The sequence below is a fragment of the Arthrobacter sp. TJ-263 genome, from assembly GCF_058269155.1.
Window position 1 is genome coordinate 95,824 of record NZ_JBZCNE010000001.1, and the last position, 21,008, is coordinate 116,831.

Genomic DNA, 21,008 nt, shown 5'->3' on the forward strand with positions numbered 1-21,008 from the left:
CCTGCACGGTCAGCACGGCGATCCGTGCCGGTCCTCGGAGCGATCGGGGAGGTCGAAGGTCGCACCGAGGCGGACCAGTCGCCAGTCCGTCCCCGCGCGCCGCACCTCGAAGTGGAGGATCGGGGAGACGGGGCCGGTCTGGGCCCGGAACCGCCAGAAGTCGGCCCGCCACGGGTGGACCGGCCGCACGTCCTCCCTGTCCGCCCGCGTCGAGGGCAGTGCCCGCCACGTGGACCAGTGACGACGGGGACCCACCACCTGCCACAGGGAGCCCCGCCAGCGCAGCCGGCAGGGCTGCGGGAGGCCGTCGACGTCCTCGAAGGTGAGTCGGACGGCCTCGTCCACAGGACGCCAGGCCTCGGTTGCATCAGGGGGAGTGCGTTTCATGACTACCTGCCTCGTCCGGAACTGTGCATTAAAAATAGAACAAATGTTCTAGTGCTGCAATCGGGTCCGGAGCGCGTCGCCGGCTGGGCTGTGGATAACCCGCGCGGACGGCTCACGTGCCCTAGAACTGGACCATGGACGATGACACCGGGTCGATGGCGGCGAGGCCTTCAGCAGGCACGACGACGGGCACTGCGGCGGGGGATGCCGCATTCCCGCCCAACGTACCGGACGGGACGGTGAGCGCGGATCCCGACGACGCAGAGCGGCCGGCCGTCCCGGGACTGCGGGTCGGGCGTCTCCTGGGACGCGGCGAATCCTCCGCGGTATGGCTGGTGACAGACGACGAGGGTCGGCGTCTCGCCCTGAAGGTGCTCGCACCGGTTCCTGCGGGTGCCGCGGAGGGACGAGGCGCGGAGCGGGCCGTGGTGCCGGGCCGTCGCGGGAGGCGCGCTGCCACCGGCGCTGCGCCGTCGCCCGCCTCCGGTGCGGGGTCGAACGGTGCTGCGGCGCCCTCCCCGTCATCCGGCGTCGGGGGCGGCGTGGGCGTGAGCGTCCTCGTGCGCGAACTGAGGTTCCTGCAGCGGTTCGCCCATGATCACCTGGTCAGGGTGCACGGCGTCGTCGAGACGGATCAGGGCCCCGGCCTGCTGATGGACCTCGCCCCGGGCGGCTCGCTCCTCGCCCTCGTCACGAGCCGTGGACCGCTGCCGATCCCCGAGGTCGTGACAGCCCTGGTCCCGGTGGCGCAGGCTCTCGGCTACCTGCACGGCGCCGGCGCCCTGCACGGGGACGTGACGCCGGGGAACATCCTCTTCACGGCCGAGGGCAAGCCACTCCTCGGTGATGTCGGGACCGGACGCCTCCTGGGAGCCGGGCGGGACGGCGTCGCGGGGACCCCCGGCTTCCTCGATCCGCTCCACGACGGGTCGTTCGACGCCGGCGCCGACGTCTTCGCCCTGGCGGCCGTGGCCTGGTTCGCCCTGACCGGCCGGATCCCCGGACCCGCCGAGCAGCGGCCGCCGCTCACACTGATCGTCCCGGAGGTACCCCTGGAGCTCATGCAGCTCATCGAGGATGCATTGAGCTCCGACAGGGACCGACGCCCCACCGCGGACCACTTCGCCCGCGGCCTGCTGGCCGGCTCGGCGCCGGCTCCCATCGACCTCGTGCCGGCGGTGCATGCGAGCGTCCTGCCGGAGCTGCTGACCCGACGGGCCGACCCGCCTCCCGGCGATCCGCCGTCCCGGTGGAGGCGGCCGGGCGGCATCCGCCCGTCCGCCGGTGGGGGTGGACCGGGGGCCGTGCGCGCAGAACGCCTGCCCGGAGGCAGCTCCCAGGAAGCACGGCTCCGGGGACCACGCAGTCCAGGAGGGTCCGTGCCGGGAGCACGGCCACGGGGAGGACGCCGTCGGGGTCGAGGGCAGGCCCCTGCTTCCCGTCGAGCGGGCCCGGTGTCCCGGCAGCGGGGCCGCTCCGGTTCGCGGGAGCGGCGTACCCGGGGCGTGCTGACGCTCCTGGCCGGGGTCGCCGCCGTCGTGCTGCTCGTCGCAGGGATGGCCCTGACCCTCGACGTCGTCCGTTCCACGGAGCCGGCGGCCGGTCGTGCACCCGACGCCGCACCCGACGCCGTGCGCGGCGCCGCTCCCCGTGCCGTCCCCGGCGGGGCCCCGGCGAATCCCGGGCCGGACCCTGCGGACCCCGGCCCGTCGGATCGGAGCGAGGCCGGCGGGGGGAAGGAGCGGCCGGGCGCGGACCCGGCCCGGGACGGGACGGGCACCGGCAGCCCCGACACGGACCGGGCAGCACGAACCGGTGATCCCGCCGTCGCGCTGCATGGACTGGCCGACGCGAGGGCACGGGCCTTCGCCGAGGCGGATCCGGACCTGCTCACCATGGTCGACGTCGCGGGGTCGCCGGCGATGGCGGCGGATCGGGAAGCGGTCGGTGCGCTCGCCGGGACGGGCAGGGCTCTGCGCGACCTGTCGATCGACATCCGGGACCCGGCCGCCCTGACGGACGCGGAGCTGGCAGACCTCCCGGCGCTCGCGAGTCTCCCGGCGGTCACCGACCCGCCGCGATCCACCGAGGTGTCCGTGGTCCGGGCGACGGCGGCGCTGTCCTCCTACACCGAGACGGCGTCGGCACCGGCCCTGCAGGGATCCGGGCCGGGCCCGCTCATGGCGGCCGACCGGCAGGAGCTGATCTTCATCCTGTGGGGGTCCGCCGACGGGTGGCGGATCCACTCCGTCGTCGCGTCGCCCGCCTGAGCCGTGCCGTCCGCGGGGTCAGGACGTCACGGAGCGGTGCACCCAGGAGGCGAGGGCCTCCGGAGTGGGCTCGTCGAAGGTGAAGCCGGCCCTGGTCAGCGCGCGGGGCTCCATGCGGACGCTCGCCAGCAGGAGGTTCGTGGCGAGCTGCCCCATGACGACCTTCAGGAAGATGCCGGGGACGCGGAACCACACCGGTCGGTGGAATGCCTGGCCGAGCTGCAGCGTGATCGTGTCCACGGTCGACGGCGTCGGCGCGTTGACGTTGACGGGACCCGACAGGGGCGCGGTGAGGAGGAACTCGAGGGCGCGGACCTCGTCGTCGAGGCTGATCCAGGGCCACCACTGGCGGCCGGAGCCGAGCGACGTACCGGCGAAGAAGCGGATCGGGGTCAGGAGCGCGGGCAGGGCCCCGCCCTGCTTCGCCATCACGACGCCCGTCCGGGTGAGCACGACGCGCACGGCATCGGGAGCGCGCAGCGCCTCCGCCTCCCAGCGCCGGCAGATATCGGCCATGAGGGAGTCACCCGAGGTGGAGCCCTCGGTCAGCACCTCGTCGCCCCGATCCCCGTAGTAGTTGGACCCCGACTGGCTGATGAACACCGTGGGTGGGGTGGCCGCCTTCCGCATCGCCTCGACGAGGGTCCTGGTGGCAGTGATGCGCGACGAGTACAGCGTCTCGATATAGCGCCTCGTCCAGAGTCCGCCCGCGATGCCCGCCCCGGAGAGATTGATGACGGCGTCCGCCCACTCGACGGCCTCGACGTCGAGGTCCCCGGCGGACGGGTTCCACCGGACCTCCTGCGGACCCTTCGGCGCCCTGCGCACCAGGCGTCGGACCTCGTGGTCCGTCTCGAGCTTGCGGGCGAGGGCAGTACCGATGGTCCCGGACGCGCCGGCGAGGAGGATACGCATGCTCCCATCGAACCACTTGTCACGGGGGAACGGTACCGGAGCCGCCGTGCGGGGGCGGCCTCGCCGGGACGACGGCAGGCGCCGCAGGACGAGGGACCCCCGGACGCCGTCCGGGGGTCCCTCGTCCTGCGGGATGGAAGGGCTCAGCCCTGCAGGGTGGCGGTCAGCGAGATGTCCTTCACGGCGGCGAGGGCCTGCGAGACGGGGCAGCCCTCCTTGGCGGCCTGCGCGAGGCGCTGGAAGTCCTCCTCGGACAGGCCCGGCACCGTGGCGTCCACCGTGAGGCGGATGGCGGTGATCCCGGTGCCGGGCTGGAAGTCGACCTCCGCCTTCGTCTCGATGCGCTCGGCAATGTTGCCCTCCTCGCTGAGGGCGAGGCTGAACGCCATCGAGAAGCAGGCGGAGTGCGCCGCCGCGATGAGCTCCTCGGGGCTCGTCTTGCCGCCCGACTGCTCTGCGCGGGCCTTCCAGGTGACGTCATAGGTGCCGAGGCCGGACGAGTCGAGCGTGACCTGGCCTGAGCCGGTGGGGAGGTCCCCGCTCCAGACGGTGTGGGCTGTACGAACGGTAGCCATGGTTCTCCTTGCTGTGGAACGGACGCGGAGGTCGCATCCGGTGCTTCGGTCCCATCCTAGGGAGCGGGGGAGAACAGGAGAAGCCGCCTCCCTCACGGGAAGCGGCTTCTCCTGCGACCGGGTGGCCGGTCAGGCGCTACAGACCGAGGTCGGCCTCGAACGCGCCGGCCTCCAGGCGTGCCTTCAGCGTCTGCAGGAATCGACCCGCGTCCGCGCCGTCCACGAGGCGGTGGTCGTAGGTCAGGCTCAGGTACATCATGGAGCGGATCGCGATCGTGTCGTCGCCGTCGGGGCCGGTGATGACCACGGGACGCTTGACGATGATGCCGGTCCCGAGGATGCCGACCTGCGGCTGGTTGATGATCGGCGTGTCGAACAGGGCTCCGGCGGATCCGATGTTCGTGATCGTGAACGTCCCGCCCGAGAGCTCGTCCGGACCGATCTGACCGTTGCGGGTCCGTGCGCCGACGTCGGCGATCTTCTTGGCGAGGCCGCCGAGGTTGAGGTTGCCGGCGTCCCTGATGACCGGGACGAGCAGACCCTTCTCGGTGTCGACCGCGATCGCCAGGTGCTCGGCGTCGTGGTACGTCACTTCCTTCTTCTCCTCGTCGAACGAGGCGTTCAGCTTCGGGTGCTGCTTGAGCGCCTCGGTGACGGCCTTGGAGAGGAAGGGCAGGAAGGTCAGCTTCGCGCCGTTCTGCGCCTGGAAGGTGTTCTTGGACGCGGTCCGCAGCTTCGCGATGCGCGTCATGTCGACCTCGATCACCTGGGTGAGCTGGGCGGACACCTCGAGCGACTCGCGCATGCGCTTGGCGATCGTCTGCCGGATGCGAGGGGCCTTCTCGACCGTGCCGCGCAGCTTCGAGGGCTCGACGGCGGGGGCCGCGGGCTTCGACGGTGCGGCGGACGCAGGGGCCGGGGCGGACGCTGCTGCCGCGGGCTCCGCCTTCTGGGCCTTCCTGGCCTCCGCCGCCTCGAGGACGTCCTGCTTGCGGATCCGTCCGCCGACGCCGGTGCCCTTGACGGTCGAGAGGTCGACGTCGTTCTGGTTGGCCAGACGACGCACGAGGGGGGTCACGTAGGCTGCGGCGTCCGAGGTTCCGGATTCCTGCGCCGGCGCGGATTCGGCCGCGGGCTTCTGGGCGGCCTTCTCGACGGGCTTCTGGGCGGGCTCGTCCTCGGAGGGGGCGGGCTTTGCTGCGGGCGCGCCGTCGTCGTCGGACGGGGCGGCCTGCGGGGCCTTCTCGACCGGAGCGTCGTCGCGTTCCTCGGCGGGTGCCGCGGCCAGCGGTTCGCCTGAAGCGGCTTCGACCTTCTTGGGCGCGGCAGCCCCGGAGCCGATCACGGCGAGGACCGCGCCGACCTCGGCGGTCTCGTCCTCGTTGACCCGGATCTCCTGGAGCTTGCCAGCGACGGGGGACGGGATCTCGGTGTCGACCTTGTCGGTGGAGACCTCGAGGAGCGGCTCGTCGACCTCGACGTCGTCACCGACGGCCTTGAGCCAGCGGGTGACGGTGCCTTCGGTGACGCTTTCGCCGAGAGCGGGGAGGGTGACCTCGGTGCCCTCCGACGACTCCTCCGAGGATCCGGCGGACGACTCCTCGGCGGGGGACTCGGCGGCCGCAGGAGCCGACTCCTCCTCGGGCTCTGCCTCGGCGGGGGCTTCGTCGGCGGCCGGGGCGGCGCCGGAGTCGGCGCTGCCTGCATCGCTGCTCCCGGAGCCGTCACCGATGCGCACGAGCGGGGCGCCGACCTCGGCGGTCTCGTCCTCGGCGACCAGGATCTCCTCGATCACACCGGCGATCGGGGACGGGATCTCGGTGTCGACCTTGTCGGTGGAGACCTCGAGGAGGGGCTCGTCGACCTCGACACGGTCACCGACCTGCTTCAGCCAGCGGGTCACGGTGCCTTCGGTGACGCTTTCACCGAGAGCGGGCAAGTTCACGGATTCAGACATAGTGCGCCCGTTTCTCCTTCGTAGATCGTTCCTTTGGCAGCTGGTCGACGTGCGGGCCTGCTCAGCTGGACGTGCTCGGTTTTTCTGCTTCCGAGCTTAGTCCACGCCCTCGGGGCGTGGACCAAGCCGGTGCGGTGCCTGCAGGATTGTGCGTCAGCCGTGCAGCGGCTTGCCGGCCAGGGCGAGGTGGGCCTCGCCGAGGGCCTCGTTCTGCGTGGGGTGCGCGTGGATGAGCGGGGCGACGTCCTCGGGGTAGGCCTCCCAGTTGACGATGAGCTGCGCCTCGCCGATCTGCTCGCCCATACGGCTGCCGAGCATGTGGACCCCCACGATCGGGCCGTCCTTCTCGCGGACGAGCTTCACGAGTCCGCCCGTGCCGATGATCGAGCTCTTGCCGTTGCCGGCGAGGTTGTACTCGTGCGTCTCCACACGGTCGTCACCGAACTTCTCGCGGGCGGCCTTCTCGGTGTAGCCCACGGAGGCGATCTCGGGATCACTGTAGGTGACCTTGGGGATGTTCAGGTCGGCGACGACGACGGGCTTCAGGCCGCCGATCTCCTCCGCCACGAAGATGCCCTGCTGGAAACCGCGGTGGGCCAACTGCAGGCCGGGGACGATGTCGCCGATCGCATAGATGTTCCCGACGCCGGTGTGGAGGCGCTCGTCGGTGATGACGAAGCCGCGGTCCAGGGTGAGGCCGGCCTCCTCGTAGCCGAGGTCCCGCGTGACGGGTCCGCGTCCGACGGCGACGAGCATGAGGTCCGCCTCGAAGGTCTTGCCGTCCTCGAGCGACACCACGACGCCGTCCTCGTTCTGCTCGACGGACTTGAAGCGGGTGCCGGTGTTGAACTTGATGCCGCGCTTCTTGAACGCCCGCTCGAAGCTCTTGACGATCGAGGCGTCCTCGTTCGGGACGAGGGAGGGGAGGGCCTCGATGATGGTGACGTCCACGCCGAACGACTTCCAGACGGACGCGAACTCGCAGCCGATGACGCCGCCGCCGAGGATGATCGCGGTCTTCGGCACGAAGTCCATGGTGAGGGCCTGGTCCGAGGTGATGACCTTGCCGCCGATCTCGAGGCCGGGGAGGCTGCGCGAGAAGGAGCCGGTCGCCAGCACGATGTGCTTGCCGGTGTAGACGGTGCCGTCGACGTCGATGGTGTTCTCCGACGCGAGCTTGCCCGAACCCTCGATGACCGTGATGCCCTTGGACTTGATGAGTCCCTGCAGGCCCCGGTACTTGCCCGCGATGATGCCGTCCTTGTACGCGTTGACGGCGTTCATGTCGATCGACTCGAACGTCGCCTTGACACCGTACTTCTCGGCATCGCGGGCGCCGTCGGCGATCTCGGCGGAGTGCAGGAGCGCCTTCGTGGGGATGCAGCCGTTGTGGAGGCAGGTGCCGCCGAGCTTGCCCTTCTCGATGAGCCCCACCGTGAAGCCCAGCTGCACCGCGCGGAGGGCTGCAGCGTATCCGCCGCTGCCTCCACCCAGTACCAGGATGTCGAATTCTTGCGCAGTTGCCGATGCGGCCACTTGGACGCTCCCTCGCGTGGTCTGTTGACGCGCAGGGCGCGTCGGTTGATAGATCGGTTGATGAATCGATGACTGATGCGGTCGCGGTGCGGTCGCAGGTGCTTCGTACCCTCGTTTTTCACCCTATCCCCAGATGTGGTCCGCATCCACCTGAAGCGCGGGCGCTGCACGCCGCAGTTCGCGGATGTGCGCATTCTCACCCGGCCCGGGGAGGGGCGGGGACCAGGCACGCGGGGCGCCGGACCGGCGTGCGGTCCGGCGCCCCGGGGTGCTATGCGGTGCGGGCGAGGACGTCCTCGACGTACGCGAGCAGGGTGCGGACGCCGACGCCGGTGCCGGCCTTGGGGGTGTACCCGTACGGCGCGCCCTCGTTGAAGGCCGGTCCCGCGATGTCCAGGTGCGCCCAGGGGATCTTCTCGCCGTCGACCTGCCCGACGAACTCGCGGAGGAACACCGCGGCGGTCATCATGCCGCCGTTCCGCTCGCCGATGTTGGCGATGTCCGCGACCTGGGAGTCGAGGCTGGGGCGCAGTTCCTCGGGCAGGGGCATGGGCCAGAACTGCTCGCCCGCCCGGTCCGCCGCGGCCTTCACGGCGTCCCGCACGCCGTCGTCGCCCATGACGCCGGAGACGCGGGTGCCGAGGGCGACCATCTGTGCGCCCGTGAGCGTCGCGATGTCGATGATGGCGTCGGGTGCCTCCTCGCTGGCGGCCGCGAGGCCGTCGGCGAGGACGAGGCGGCCCTCCGCGTCGGTGTTGAGGACCTCGACGGTCCGCCCGCCGTAGATCGACAGGACGTCCTCGGGGCGCTGCGCGGTCCCGGAGGGCATGTTCTCGGCGAGGCACAGCCAGGCGGTGACCTTGGCGGGAAGGCCCAGTTCGGCGACGGCGAGGAGCGTGGTCAGGACGACGGCGGCGCCCGCCATGTCCAGCTTCATCGTCTGCATGCCCGCGGCGGGCTTCAGCGAGAGTCCGCCGGAATCGAAGGTGATGCCCTTGCCGACGAGGGCGAGGTGCACGGCGGACCTGGCGGGGGAGTACTCCACCTTGACCATGCGCGGGGGCCGGGAGGATCCCTTGCCGACGCCGAGGATGCCGCCGTAGCCGTCACGCTCGAGGCGCTTCTCGTCCATCACGGTGACCTTGACGGGCAGGCCGCGCGTGAGCTCCTTCGCGGCCTGCGCGAACGTCTCCGGGTAGAGGTGGCTCGGCGGCTGGTTCACGAGCGTGCGCGTGGCGTTGACGTTCTTGCCGAGGATGACGGCGCGCCGCAGCGCGGGGACGAGCCCGGCGTCGTCGGCCACGGGCGTGTACACGACGACGCTGCGGACGGCGTCCCGGTCCTTGGCCGGGGCGACCGTGCCGTCCGGTTTGAGCCCGGACTTGTGGCCCTCGTAGCTGTAGGCGCCGAAGGCGGCGCCCTCCGCGACGGCGGTCGCGGCGACGACGGTCTCGGCCGGCAGGGCGAGGACGACGGTCTCCAGTCCGGTCAGCTGGCGGATCGCGGCGCCCGCGGCGCGGCGGAGGGTCTCGGGAGGGAGTACCGCTCCGGCGGACACCGGTCCGACGCCGGAGAGCACCAGCGAATCGGCACCGGTCTCGGGGAGGCCGGGGAAGCGGCGGACCTCGTCCGCGGCACCCGTGATGCCGAGGACCTGCAGGGAGTCCCCGAGCGCACGCGCGGCCTTCGCGGGGAGCGGGCTGTCGAGCAGGACGGGCCCGTCGGCCCCCTTGGCGACCGCGATCACGAGCGCGTCGCTCGGAATCTTCTTGAGGTCCTTCGCGGAAGCGGTCAGGTGTAGTTCGGTGGTTCTGATCACGGAATCTGTCTCCTCGTGTCCGGGTGCGTGTCCGGATCGGCGTCGCAGGTGGTCCCGGTATCCGGTGGTCCGGGAACCGTCCTGACGATCGTAGTCTCTACGCCGCGGCGGCCCGGAATGAAGGCGGCGCGGGTGGTGTTGAGGAGAGCAGGACCTGACCGGAGGAGAGAGCCATGCTGGATCCACGAACCCTGTACACCACCGACACCGACGTCTTCGACGACCCCGGGAGCAGGGGGCTGCCCCTGCTGGTGAGCCTGACCGGCTTCATGGACGCCGGGCAGGTCGTCTCGCAGGTCAGCGAGGAGCTCCTCGAGGTGCTCGAGCACGAGCCCGTCGCCGAGTTCGACGCCGACCAGCTCATGGACTACCGCGGACGCCGCCCGAGGATCACCTTCGCCGAGGACCACCTGACGGACTACCGGCCGCACCGGCTCGAACTGCACCGCCTGTACGACGGACTCGGTGAGCCCTTCCTGCTGCTCACCGGCGCCGAGCCGGACCTCCAATGGGAGCGCTTCGCGAGCGCGGTCGTCGGACTCGTCGAGGACCTGGACGTGCCGATGACCTCGTGGATCCACGCGATCCCGATGCCCGTCCCGCACACGCGGCCGATCGGCGTGACGCTGCACGGAAACCGTTCCGACCTCATCGACGGCATGAACGCCTGGCGTCCCACCGCCGAGCTGCAGGCCTCCATTGGGCACGTGCTGGAACTGCGCCTGATCGAGGCCGGGCACGACGTCGTGGGGCACGTCATCCACGTGCCGCACTATCTCGCCGAGGCGGAATACCCTCCAGCCGCCGTGGCGGGCCTCGAATACCTGGGCGCGACCGCCGGACTCGTGCTGCCCACCGACCGCCTGCGGGAGACCGGGCGCGACGTCGAGCGGCAGATCGCCCGGCAGGTCGGCAATTCCACGGAGGTGCAGTCCGTGGTTTCCTCGCTCGAGAAGCGCTACGACGAGTACGCCGACGGCGTCGCCCGGAAGTCGCTGCTGGTCAAGGACAACAGCGAGCTCGCCAGCGCGGAGGAGCTGGGTGCCGCGGTCGAGGCCTACCTCGCGAGCCCGCAGGCGGAGGAGGAGTCCACGCTGCTCTGGGACACCGAGTTCCTGGGGACCACGCCCATCGACTACGACCGCTCCGGCGCCGAGGACGGTGGCGCCGACCACGAGGACGCATCTCCCGGGACCGGCGCCGCGCCGAAGCCCGGCGCCTCCGACCGGCACGACGACGGACCGGACGGCGCATCTCCCACGGGATAATGGGCGGGTGAATTCTTCGCGGGCACTCCTGGTCTGGGCGGCAGGGGTCGCGGCCTACCTCGTCGCCGTCACGCAGCGCACCACGTTCGGCGTGGCCGGCCTCGAGGCGACGGACCGCTTCAGCGCCTCGGCCTCGCAGCTGTCGATCTTCACCGTCGTCCAGCTGCTCGTCTACGCCGGACTGCAGGTGCCGGTCGGCGTCCTCGTCGACCGTTGGGGCCCCCGGACGCTGATCGTCACGGGCGGCGTGCTCATGGCGCTGGGGCAGGCGCAGCTGGCCTTCGCGGATTCCGTGGGGGCCGGCATCGCCGGCCGCCTGTTCGTGGGGGCGGGGGACGCCATGACGTTCATCAGCGTGCTCCGGCTGCTTCCCGCGTGGTTCGAACCGCGCCGCATCCCCGTCCTGACGCAGTGGACGGGGATCATCGGCCAGCTCGGGCAGGTGGTCTCGGTCATCCCGTTCGTCGCGGTGCTCTCCGCCTTCGGCTGGCAGTCCGCGTTCCTCTCCGCCGCCGCGCTCTCGGCCCTCGCCGTCGTCCTCTCGGTCAGCCTGATCCGGGACTCGCCCGTCGTCCGCCCGCGGAGCGCCCAGACCATCCGGGAGACCGGGACCTCCCTCGCCGCCGCCTGGAAGCAGCCCGGCACACGGCTCGGCCTGTGGGCGCACTTCACCATCCAGTTCCCCGGCACCGTCTTCGTCCTGATGTGGGGCTACCCCTACCTGGTGCGGGCCGAGAAGGTGGGAGAAGGCGCGGCGTCCGCGCTGATGACCCTGTTCGTCGCCGTCGGGATCGTCTGCGGCCCGTTCCTCGGCCGCTACGTGGGCCGGCATCCCCTGCGTCGCTCCACCATGGTGCTCGCGATCGCCGCCCTGATGGCCGGGGCCTGGCTGGCGGTCCTCCTCTACCCGGGACCCGCGCCCCTCCCGCTCCTGACCCTGCTGGTGGTGGCGCTCGCCGTCGGTGGGCCGGGGTCCATGATCGCGTTCGACTTCGCCCGCACGTTCAACCCTGCCGCACGCATGGGTACGGCCATCGGCATCGTGAACATCGGCGGCTTCATGGCGTCCCTGCTGACGATGTTCGCCATCGGGACCGTCCTCGACGTCCTGCTCGCCACCGGGTTCTCGCAGGGCGACCTGTACGCCCTGCCGTCCTTCCGCCTCGCGATGTCCGTGCAGCTCCTCGTCGTCGCGGTCGGCGCCATCGCCGTCGTCATCGCGCGGCGGAGGGTCCGCCGGAGGATGGCCGAGCAGGGGGTCGTCGTCCCGCCGCTCCGTGATGCCCTGGCCCGCGAACGCCGGCGACGCCGGGAGCAGAGAGCCGCCCGGAACCAGTAGGACGGCAGCCCCGCGGCAGTTGTCCACATAGTCCCGGACCCCCGTGCGCCCCGCAGGCGACCCGAGGACGCTGGCGGCATGTCATCTCCCACGAGCCCCGCGTCGGGCACCCCGGCGTCACCGTCCTTCGTCGTCACCTCACCGGCCGACATCCTCTCCTACATCCCGCACGCCCTCGGTTTCATGCCCGACGAGAGCCTGGTGGTCCTGACGACCAGCGGCAGGAGGCTCGGGGCCACGCTGCGCGTGGACCTCCCCGGCGCCGGGACGGATCCGCTCGGGTTCGCCGACGGTGTGCTCTCCTTCCTGCAGGGCGACGTCGACGCCGACGGCACGCTGATCGTGGTGTACACGGAGGAGCACTGGGAGAGACACGCCCCGGCACCGCGCAGCGGCCTGGTGCTGACCATGGAGACGGTCCTCGGCACCGCAGGCCTCCCCGTCCGCGGCGGCTGGTTCGTCGGGCGGTCAGGGTGGCGCGACATCTTCTGCACGGACGAGGAGTGCTGCCCCTGGCCGGGCCAGCCCCTCGACACCGTGGCGCACAGCGCACTGAACGCAGAGCTGGTCTTCGGGGGGAGTGCGTTCGACGCATCCGCGCCCGACGCCGTCCTCCGTGCCGCGCCCTCCGTCGCCGCACGGGACGTCCCGGGCGCGGCTGCCCCCGACCCGGCGGTCCGGGCCGTCGAAGGCGCGCGGGCGCACTATGCCGCGTGCTGCGCAGGCCGGTGGACGGCGCCCGGGCAGTTCCGCGCGACGTCGGCCCTGTGGGACGCCGTCCTGCCCGGCGCGAAGGGCTTCGACGTCGAGGCCGAGCCCGACGTCGCGGGCTTCCTGCTGGCGAGCGTCGAGTCGCGGGCGGTCCGCGACTTCCTCCTCGCCAGTGCGTGCCTCGGGTCCGCGGCAGCCCTCGACGGCGCGACGGCCTGCGGGTTGCTCGCGTCGGAGGCGCGGGCCGACACGCCGTCGACAGCACCGGAGGGGGAACGGCCCGGCGCTGCGCGGGTCCTGCCGGAGGTGCGGAGCGCCGGTCCGCTCCAGGGCGCCATCGCCGCCCTCCGGACGGACGGGGCCGGCGCCGGAGGGGACTCCGGGTCCGAGGCGACGCCGACGGCAGGACCTGCTCCCTGTGGCGCCGAGGCGCTGCTCTATGCGGATGTGCTGGCCGGCAGGTACTCCGGCGCGATCGCCTGGGGCCGCGTCGATGCGATGAGCGTCCTCCTCGCGCGGCTCGCGGCGGTATCGGAGGGCGAGTCCCGTGCCGCGGCCCTGACCATGAGCGCCTGGTTCGAATACGCACGGGGTCGGGGATCGCGCGCGGCCGTCTTCCTGGATGCGGCGGAGCAGGCGGTGCCCGGCTATCGCCTCGCACGCCTGCTGCACGAACTCCTGCGGCGCGGCGGGCTGCCGGCGTGGGCCCGGAGCCGTGCGACGGCGTGGACGGCGGGGGCCGCGACGGCCCTGCATAACGCGGCCTGAGGCCGTCGGCCGGACCCTCGGGAACGGCGGCAGGAGCCGGCCACCGGCGGCCGGGGTGATTTCCGGCGGAACGGCGAGCCGTGAGATAATGAAAGTTGAGACCCGGTTGGGTCCGTGCACCAGAACTTCACCGAGCGTTTCCACGCGGGTTGTTGCCGAAGGGCGGCTCCCGAGGAATAGCGAGGGCTGCAGGACTGTTCCCTTGGGAACTGACCCGAGCAGCATCCGTCTGGTATCGAGCGCGGACTTGACAGGGTCATAGTGGTGTTGTCCCTCTGACGATGCCACACACCGCCGTACGAAAGGTTCTCTGTGTCGGTAAAGAAGACAGCAGCACCGGCGTCGCCAGACGCTGGTACCACCACTACCAAGCGACGGGTGGCGGCCAAGAAGCCGGCGACCAAGGCCGCTTCGGCCGCTGCAGCGAAGGCCTCGGCAGCGGATGCCCAGGGTTCCGTGGACGCCGTCGACACACCGGATCCCGCCGTCGAGGTCGACGTCGACGCCGAGGATGCGAAGCCCGAGACCCCCGAGGTCGGGACGAGCACCGGCTTCGTCTACTCCGATGCCGACGACGACGACGCACCCGCGCAGCAGGTCGTGTCCGCCGGCGCGACCGCGGACCCCGTCAAGGACTACCTGAAGCAGATCGGCAAGGTCGCCCTGCTGAACGCGGAGCAGGAAGTGGATCTGGCCCTCCGCATCGAGGCCGGTCTTTTCGCGGAGGAGAAGATCGCCGCGGATCCTGACATGGACCCGAAGCTGAAGCGCGAACTCGAGTTCGTCATCCACGACGGCAAGCGCGCCAAGAACCACCTCCTCGAGGCGAACCTCCGCCTGGTCGTGTCGCTGGCCAAGCGGTACACCGGACGCGGCATGCTCTTCCTGGACCTCATCCAGGAAGGCAACCTGGGGCTGATCCGTGCGGTCGAGAAATTCGACTACACCAAGGGCTTCAAGTTCTCCACCTACGCGACCTGGTGGATCCGCCAGGCGATCACGCGTGCCATGGCGGACCAGGCCCGCACCATCCGCATCCCCGTCCACATGGTGGAGGTCATCAACAAGCTGGCCCGCGTCCAGCGGCAGATGCTGCAGGACCTCGGCCGCGAACCCACCCCCGAGGAACTCGCCCTCGAACTCGACATGACGCCGGAGAAGGTCGTCGAGGTCCAGAAGTACGGCCGCGAACCCATCTCCCTGCACACGCCGCTCGGCGAGGACGGCGACTCGGAGTTCGGTGACCTGATCGAGGACTCCGAGGCCGTGGTCCCGGCCGACGCCGTGAGCTTCACCCTCCTGCAGGAGCAGCTCCATTCGGTGCTGGACACCCTCTCCGAGCGGGAGGCGGGCGTCGTGGCGATGCGCTTCGGGCTGACCGACGGCCAGCCGAAGACGCTGGACGAGATCGGCAAGGTCTACGGCGTCACGCGTGAGCGCATCCGCCAGATCGAGTCGAAGACGATGTCGAAGCTGCGCCACCCCTCCCGGTCCCAGGTCCTGAGGGACTACCTCGACTGACCCTCGAGCCTCCTTACGCCAAGGGCCCTTCCTGCGGGAGGGGCCCTTCGTCATGGGGCTGGGAGGCCCCATGACAGGGAAAGGCCCGCTCCGTCCGGAGCGGGCCTTTCCCTGTACGTCAGCGCCTGTACACGGGGCGCCTCATGGTCTTCGTGGTCGGTGGTCCCTGCGGCGGTCAGTCGCCGATGAGGGCCGGCTTCGCGTGAAGCCGCTGCGTCTCGTCCTGCCACTCGGACGTGAGTGGCTTGAGGTTAGCTTCGACGGCGCGCGCATGGTGGCCGCAGAACAGAAGCTCTCCACCGGAGGACTGAAGGACTGCCCGAACGTAGGCCTGGGCGCCGCAGCGATCGCAGCGGTCCAGGGCAGTGAGCTCGCGAGTGGCTACTGCAGTGGTCATGAATGCCTCCTCATGTGGATCGTGTATTCATATAACCACTATTCGTCGCCGCTCCTTCGCAGGCTGGGCCCCCTTTCGCTGGCGGCGTATCAGAGGTATGGGTCACGTCCGGGGGACGCCGCCGACGCCTCCTGCCGGTTCCTGTCGGCGCGAGGTAATAAACTGGGGCCACCCATCCCGGCAACCACCCTCCTGACGCTTGTCCGGGATCGTGCCCGTTCCGCCAAGGAGACTGATACACCGTGACCCCCACCTCGGACTACACCGCCCGGCACCTCTCGGTCCTCGAGGGCCTCGAGGCGGTGCGCAAGCGTCCCGGGATGTACATCGGGTCCACGGACTCCCGGGGCATCATGCACTGCCTGTGGGAGATCATCGACAACTCGGTCGATGAGGCGCTGGCCGGCCACGGCCAGAGCATCAGGGTCATCCTGCACGCCGACGGCTCCGTGGAGATCCACGACGACGGCCGGGGCATCCCCGTGGACATCGAGCCCAAGACCGGCCTGACCGGCGTCGAGGTGGTCTTCACCAAGCTGCACGCCGGCGGCAAGTTCGGCGGTGGCTCCTACACGGCCTCGGGTGGCCTCCACGGCGTCGGCGCCAGCGTGGTCAACGCGCTGTCCTCCCGCCTGGACGTCTTCGTCGATCGCGGCAGCAAGACCTACGCCATGTCCTTCCGCCGTGGTGAGCCGGGCATCTTCAAGGACGGCAGGACGCCGTCGCCCACCGCCCCCTTCGAGCCCTTCCTCGACGGGTCGCGCCTCGAGATCGTCGGGACGGCCAAGCGCGGTGTGACGGGGACGCGCATCAGGTACTGGGCGGACCGCCAGATCTTCACGCCGGACGCCACGTTCTCCTACGAGGAACTGCAGACCCGCGCCCGCCAGACGTCCTTCCTGGTGCCGGGCCTGCGCATCACGCTCCGGGACGAGCGGAGGCTCCCGGGCACGCCGGCGGAGTCCGGGCCCGTGGAGGAGATCTTCCAGCACGACGGTGGCATCTCCGAGTACGCCGAGTTCCTGGCGCTCGACGCTGCGGTCACGGATGTGTGGCGCTTCCACGGGTCGGGTCGCTTCAAGGAGTCCGTGCCCGTCCTCGACGACCGCGGGCACAGCCACATGGCGGAGGTGGAGCGCGACTGCGAGGTGGACATCGCGTTGCGCTGGGGCATCGGCTACGAGACCACGGTCCGCAGCTACGTGAACATCATCGCGACCCCCAAGGGCGGCACGCACCAGAGCGGCTTCGAGCAGGCGCTCCTGAAGACCTTCCGCAAGGTCATCGAGGCCAACGCGCGCAAGCTCAAGGCCGGTAGCGACAAGATCGAGAAGGACGACGTCTTCGCCGGCTTGACGGCTGTCCTCACCGTGCGCCTCGCCGAGCCGCAGTTCGAGGGCCAGACCAAGGAGATCCTCGGGACCTCCGCCGTCCGGGCGATCGTCGCGAAGGTCGTCGAGAAGGAGCTGCAGGCGCGCCTGTCCTCGACGTCCCGGAACGATAAGGCGCAGTCGGCGCTGCTGCTGGAGAAGGTCGTCGCGGAGATGAAGTCCCGCATCTCGGCGCGGGTCCACAAGGAGACCCAGCGGCGCAAGAACGCACTCGAGACCTCCTCGATGCCGGCGAAGCTCGCGGACTGCCGCATCGACGACGCCGAGCGGTCGGAACTCTTCATCGTCGAGGGTGACAGCGCGCTCGGTACCGCGAAGAACGCCCGTTCCTCCGACTATCAGGCGCTGCTGCCGATCCGGGGCAAGATCCTCAACGTGCAGAAGGCCTCGGTGGGGGACATGCTCTCCAACGCCGAGTGCGCCGCCCTCATCCAGGTCATCGGGGCGGGGTCGGGGCGGAGCTTCCAGCTGGACGCGCGACGCTACGGCAAGGTCATCCTGATGACCGATGCCGACGTCGACGGCGCCCATATCAGGACGCTGCTCCTCACCCTGTTCTTCCGGTACATGCGTCCGCTGGTGGAGGCCGGCCGGGTGTACGCCGCCGTCCCGCCATTGCACCGGGTCGAGGTGATCAACGGGGGCTCCAAGGCCAACGAGATGATCTACACCTATTCGGAGGTGGAACTCACGCGGCTCCTCGCGTCCATGGAGAAGCAGGGAAAGCGCTACAAGTCGCCGATCCAGCGCTACAAGGGGCTCGGGGAGATGGACGCGGACCAGCTCGCGGAGACCACCATGGATCCGCGGCACCGGACGCTGCGACGCGTCCGCATCCAGGAGGCCGAATCCGCCGAACGCGTCTTCAACCTGCTGATGGGCAGTGACGTCGCGCCCCGGAAGGACTTCATCGTCGCGGGAGCGGCCTCCCTCGACCGGGACCGCATCGACGCCTGACGGGCACTCAGCCCAGCAGCTCGGGGGCCACCAGGAGCAGCGGAGGAATCACCAGCAGCAATCCTGCGGAGGACAGGGCGAGTCCCTGCTGGATCAGGCTGAGGGGTGGCAGGGGGCTCAGCAGGCGGCGCAGGCGCGGCACCGTCGAGGTCACGTCGGAGGTCCCGCCGGATACCGCCCTGGCGGTCGTTAAGGGGATGCCGCTCTCGTCGGCCAGCGCATCATCGAGGGCGTCCGGCGTCGACGGCGCAGCTCCCGCGCCCACGATGGCGATCGCACGGACGAGCGTCGGTTCGTCCACATGGCGCAGGGCCTCGTCGTCGGCGAGCATCTCGATCAGTTCGCTGACGGCCTGCTGTGCGAGGCGTGAGGTGGGCAGCCACGGCAGCGCCGCCCGCCAGGCCGCGAAGGCCCAGAGCAGCAGATGGTGCCGCTGGTGCAGGTGCGCGTTCTCGTGCGTGAGGACGGCGTCGAGCTCCGCCTGGCTGAGGAGGTCCATCAGTCCGTCCGACATGACGGTGACGGAGCGGGCACCGCCGGGCAGGCAGTAGGCGACCGGCGCGGGGTGCTTGATGACGAGCGTCGCGGGCTGACCGGCCGCGGGGGAGCTGAGCAGGGTGAGCATGTCCCGATGCCGCCGGCGCTGCCGGTGGATGCGCACGAAGGTCAGGGCCAGGGTGAAGACGAGGTGTCCGAAGAGGAGGATCGCGGCGCTGACCGCGAAGACGTGGATGACGCCGAGGGATTCGGCCGACCCGTCAGCGAGCAGGATGTCGAGGAACGCCGCCGAGGCCGTGACGAGATTGTCGCCGAGGGGCTCGAGGCCCCAGACCAGCATGGCGCCGATCATGGACAGGCCGCCGGCCAGGGCTATCGACTGCCACAGCACCATGGCCGTGAAGGGCGCCCTGGCCGGCCAGCCGGCCCGCGAGAGCGCGATGGGTGCGGGCCACGCGAGGATGATCGCGAGCGCCGCGAGCAGGTAGGAGGCCCAGAACACGGGGCGGGTCAGCTGCCGCCGAGCAGCTTGCGCAAGGTCTGGGCTTCGGCCTCGGACACGCTGCCGATGAAACGGGCGAGCACGGCTTCGCGGTCCGGTGCGGTCACGAGCACTTCGTGCATGAGTTCCGCCGTGTGGTCCTCGCGGCTGGTGACGGACATGTAGCGGTGCGGGCGGCTGTCGCGCTCCCGCTTGACGAGGCCCTTCTTCTCCAGCCGCGACAGCACGGTGAGGACCGTCGTCACGGCCAGTTCCCGCCCCACTTCTCCCGACGGCGCCTCGGCGATGGCATCCCGCAACTCGTTGGCGGTCATCGCCTCCGGTGTCGTCCACAGCAGGTCCATCACTGTGCGTTCCAGGTCTCCGAGCGTTGCCATGTTCGTTCCTTCGATCAATCGCGATCCGCGCTCGTCGGGGGACGAGGCTGCATTCCCGGGAGGGAGATGGTGAAGCGTGGTAGCTCTAACGTACAACCTCCCGTCCAACGATTCTACTCCGTGTAGAAGTGTCGTCGGCATGTTCTACGATATGTAGAAGAACAAGTTCTACAGACCGTAGAAGTTTCGTCGACATCGGCGCGACGCACTGCTGAAAGGGCCCGATGGAAGCCTTGGAGATTGCCCGCTGGCAATTCGGAATCACGACTGTCTACCACTTCGTCATGGTCCCCCTGACCATCGGACTCGGCCTGCTCGTGGCCGTCATGCAGACCCTCTGGTACCGCACCGGTCAGGAGCACTACCTCCGGATGACCAAGTTCTGGGGGAAGCTCTTCCTCATCAACTTCATCGTGGGCGTCGCCACCGGTCTGGTGCAGGAGTTCCAGTTCGGCATGGCGTGGAGCGAGTACAGCCGCTTCGTCGGCGACGTGTTCGGCGCGCCGCTCGCGATGGAGGCGCTCCTGGCCTTCTTCGTCGAGTCCACGTTCCTGGGCCTCTGGATCTTCGGCTGGGGACGGCTTCCGCGCCTGGTCCACCTGCTCTCGCTGTGGGCCGCGGTGCTCGCGTCCGTCTTCTCCGCCTACTTCATCCTCGTCGCGAACTCCTGGATGCAGCACCCCGTGGGCGTCGAGATGGTCGACGGCCGGCCCGTCATGGTCGATGCCTGGGCGGTCTTCACCAACAACACCGCCCTCGTCGCCTTCCCGCACACCCTCTTCGGCTGCCTCGCCGTCGCCGGTGCCTTCCTCCTCGGCATCAGCTGGTACCACCTGTGGAAGAGGCGCCATGACGGTCTGGACACCCTCGGCCCCGACGGGACGGTCGTCGTCGGTGACGGCGGCGGTGCACGGGACACGGCGGATCACACCGTGTGGCTCCGCTCGGCACGGGCCGGCGCCGTCGTCGCCATGATCGCCTTCGCCGGCACCGGCATCACCGGCGACCTCCAAGGCAAGCTCATGTTCGACCAGCAGCCCATGAAGATGGCGGCCGCCGAAGCGGCCTGCCATGACGGCACCGGGTTCTCCATCCTGTCGGTCGGCAACCTCGGCGCGCAGAGCTGTGAGGACATCACCGCGGTCATCGAGGTGCCCGGCGTGCTGTCCTTCCTCGCCAACGGCGACTTCACCACCGAGGTCAAGGGCGTCAACACCCTCCTGCCCGAATACCAGGAGAAGTACGGCACGCACCTGCCGGACGATCCGATGTACGGGGACCTGGCGGGGTCGGAGATCGACTACCTGCCGGTCATGGAGGTCACCTACTGGGGATTCCGCATCATGATCGGGTTCGGGGCAGTCGCCGCCGCGGCGGCCGCCGCCGCCCTGTGGGTCCTGCGGAAGGGCACCGTCCCGGAATCGCGGTGGCTCATGCGGCTGGCGGTCTTCGGGATCCTCGCGCCGTTCGGGGCGAACATCGCGGGATGGGTCTTCACCGAGATGGGTCGCCAGCCCTTCGTCGTCGCACCCAATCCGGACCCGACCGGCATCGACGGCGTCTTCATGTTCACCGCAGCGGCGGTCTCGCCCGGCGTGTCCCTCCCGGAGCTGGTCACCTCGCTCGTCCTGCTGACCCTCGTCTATGCCGCCCTGCTCGTGGTCGAGGTGAAGCTGCTCGTCACCTACGTCCGCGGCGGCACCGCCTCCGCGATGCCCGAGCTCGCCCGTCCGGAGGGCGACCCGGGGGCCGACGGCGGCAGGAAGGACGACGGCGATGTCCTCGCTTTCGCCTACTGACCGGACCACCGGGCCCGCGGT

Annotated in this window: 15 protein-coding genes and 1 pseudogene; 7 read left to right on the plus strand and 9 right to left on the minus strand. The window is 70.4% G+C overall.

The features are described 5' to 3' along the window. Window positions 1-9: 9 nt before the first annotated feature. Window positions 10-387, minus strand: a complete 378-nt coding sequence (locus tag AC4D2F_RS00425) for a hypothetical protein (protein ID WP_490909069.1) — start codon at window positions 385-387, stop codon at window positions 10-12. A gap of 134 nt (window positions 388-521) precedes the next feature. Here AC4D2F_RS00425 and AC4D2F_RS00430 point away from each other — a divergent pair, with 134 nt between their 5' ends. Next, window positions 522-2,657 carry a serine/threonine-protein kinase gene (locus AC4D2F_RS00430; protein ID WP_490909070.1) on the plus strand — a complete coding sequence of 712 codons (2,136 nt, stop codon included), beginning with the start codon at window positions 522-524 and terminating at the stop codon, window positions 2,655-2,657. Window positions 2,658-2,675: 18 nt separating this feature from the next. On the opposite strand, the gene AC4D2F_RS00435 is transcribed toward AC4D2F_RS00430, so the two are convergent. From AC4D2F_RS00435 to AC4D2F_RS00455, 5 genes are all read right to left on the minus strand, one after another. Next, on the minus strand, window positions 2,676-3,572 hold the full coding sequence (locus tag AC4D2F_RS00435) for a TIGR01777 family oxidoreductase (RefSeq protein WP_490909071.1): 897 nt from the start codon (window positions 3,570-3,572) through the stop codon (window positions 2,676-2,678). Window positions 3,573-3,715: 143 nt separating this feature from the next. Further along, window positions 3,716-4,147 carry an OsmC family protein gene (locus AC4D2F_RS00440; protein WP_104164303.1) on the minus strand — a complete coding sequence of 144 codons (432 nt, stop codon included), beginning with the start codon at window positions 4,145-4,147 and terminating at the stop codon, window positions 3,716-3,718. Between the two features lie 136 nt (window positions 4,148-4,283). Continuing rightward, window positions 4,284-6,104, minus strand: coding sequence for a 2-oxoglutarate dehydrogenase, E2 component, dihydrolipoamide succinyltransferase (sucB, locus tag AC4D2F_RS00445; protein WP_490909072.1), 1,821 nt, complete (start codon window positions 6,102-6,104; stop codon window positions 4,284-4,286). A 153-nt stretch (window positions 6,105-6,257) separates the two neighbouring features. Further along, the gene (gene lpdA, locus AC4D2F_RS00450; protein WP_490909073.1) at window positions 6,258-7,640 is read right to left on the minus strand and encodes a dihydrolipoyl dehydrogenase; all 1,383 of its coding nucleotides are present in this window, start codon (window positions 7,638-7,640) and stop codon (window positions 6,258-6,260) included. A 271-nt stretch (window positions 7,641-7,911) separates the two neighbouring features. Beyond that, the gene (locus tag AC4D2F_RS00455) at window positions 7,912-9,459 is read right to left on the minus strand and encodes a leucyl aminopeptidase (RefSeq protein ID WP_104164309.1); all 1,548 of its coding nucleotides are present in this window, start codon (window positions 9,457-9,459) and stop codon (window positions 7,912-7,914) included. 173 nt (window positions 9,460-9,632) lie between these two features. On the opposite strand from AC4D2F_RS00455, the pseudogene AC4D2F_RS00460 reads away from it, so the two are divergent. The 4 genes and pseudogenes from AC4D2F_RS00460 to AC4D2F_RS00475 form a co-directional block, all read left to right on the plus strand. Continuing rightward, window positions 9,633-10,526 (plus strand): annotated as a pseudogene (locus AC4D2F_RS00460) (proteasome assembly chaperone family protein); the annotation flags it as partial. 208 nt (window positions 10,527-10,734) lie between these two features. After that, entirely contained in the window at window positions 10,735-12,066 is a 1,332-nt protein-coding gene (locus AC4D2F_RS00465) for an MFS transporter (RefSeq protein WP_104164313.1), read from the plus strand. 78 nt (window positions 12,067-12,144) lie between these two features. Next, complete coding sequence (locus AC4D2F_RS00470) at window positions 12,145-13,545, plus strand: DUF4192 domain-containing protein (RefSeq protein ID WP_490909074.1); 1,401 nt, start codon at window positions 12,145-12,147, stop codon at window positions 13,543-13,545. 378 nt (window positions 13,546-13,923) lie between these two features. Continuing rightward, window positions 13,924-15,066, plus strand: a complete 1,143-nt coding sequence (locus tag AC4D2F_RS00475; protein ID WP_258069614.1) for an RNA polymerase sigma factor — start codon at window positions 13,924-13,926, stop codon at window positions 15,064-15,066. Between the two features lie 175 nt (window positions 15,067-15,241). On the opposite strand, the gene AC4D2F_RS00480 is transcribed toward AC4D2F_RS00475, so the two are convergent. Then, a complete protein-coding gene (locus AC4D2F_RS00480) occupies window positions 15,242-15,463 on the minus strand; it encodes a DUF7455 domain-containing protein (protein ID WP_104164319.1) in 222 nt (73 codons plus the stop codon). Window positions 15,464-15,705: 242 nt separating this feature from the next. Between AC4D2F_RS00480 and AC4D2F_RS00485 the strand changes: the two genes are divergently transcribed. Then, complete coding sequence (locus AC4D2F_RS00485; protein WP_490909075.1) at window positions 15,706-17,811, plus strand: DNA gyrase/topoisomerase IV subunit B; 2,106 nt, start codon at window positions 15,706-15,708, stop codon at window positions 17,809-17,811. Between the two features lie 7 nt (window positions 17,812-17,818). Here AC4D2F_RS00485 and AC4D2F_RS00490 read toward each other — a convergent pair whose 3' ends face one another. Continuing rightward, complete coding sequence (locus AC4D2F_RS00490) at window positions 17,819-18,811, minus strand: M56 family metallopeptidase (protein WP_490909076.1); 993 nt, start codon at window positions 18,809-18,811, stop codon at window positions 17,819-17,821. Window positions 18,812-18,819: 8 nt separating this feature from the next. Continuing rightward, window positions 18,820-19,188: a BlaI/MecI/CopY family transcriptional regulator gene (locus AC4D2F_RS00495; RefSeq protein ID WP_104164325.1), complete on the minus strand. Its 369-nt coding sequence runs from the start codon at window positions 19,186-19,188 to the stop codon at window positions 18,820-18,822. A 224-nt stretch (window positions 19,189-19,412) separates the two neighbouring features. Between AC4D2F_RS00495 and AC4D2F_RS00500 the strand changes: the two genes are divergently transcribed. Continuing rightward, window positions 19,413-20,987, plus strand: coding sequence for a cytochrome ubiquinol oxidase subunit I (locus AC4D2F_RS00500; protein WP_104164326.1), 1,575 nt, complete (start codon window positions 19,413-19,415; stop codon window positions 20,985-20,987). Window positions 20,988-21,008 lie beyond the last annotated feature (21 nt).

What these genes read in the sequence shown, in the direction of transcription:
- AC4D2F_RS00425 (WP_490909069.1), bottom strand. Translation starts at nt 387, where the DNA reads ATGAAACGCACTCCCCCTGATGCAACCGAGGCCTGGCGTCCTGTGGAC.
- AC4D2F_RS00430 (WP_490909070.1), top strand. Translation starts at nt 522, where the DNA reads ATGGACGATGACACCGGGTCGATGGCGGCGAGGCCTTCAGCAGGCACG.
- AC4D2F_RS00435 (WP_490909071.1), bottom strand. Translation starts at nt 3,572, where the DNA reads ATGCGTATCCTCCTCGCCGGCGCGTCCGGGACCATCGGTACTGCCCTC.
- AC4D2F_RS00440 (WP_104164303.1), bottom strand. Translation starts at nt 4,147, where the DNA reads ATGGCTACCGTTCGTACAGCCCACACCGTCTGGAGCGGGGACCTCCCC.
- sucB (WP_490909072.1), bottom strand. Translation starts at nt 6,104, where the DNA reads ATGTCTGAATCCGTGAACTTGCCCGCTCTCGGTGAAAGCGTCACCGAA.
- AC4D2F_RS00470 (WP_490909074.1), top strand. Translation starts at nt 12,145, where the DNA reads ATGTCATCTCCCACGAGCCCCGCGTCGGGCACCCCGGCGTCACCGTCC.
- AC4D2F_RS00480 (WP_104164319.1), bottom strand. Translation starts at nt 15,463, where the DNA reads ATGACCACTGCAGTAGCCACTCGCGAGCTCACTGCCCTGGACCGCTGC.
- AC4D2F_RS00495 (WP_104164325.1), bottom strand. Translation starts at nt 19,188, where the DNA reads ATGGCAACGCTCGGAGACCTGGAACGCACAGTGATGGACCTGCTGTGG.
- AC4D2F_RS00500 (WP_104164326.1), top strand. Translation starts at nt 19,413, where the DNA reads ATGGAAGCCTTGGAGATTGCCCGCTGGCAATTCGGAATCACGACTGTC.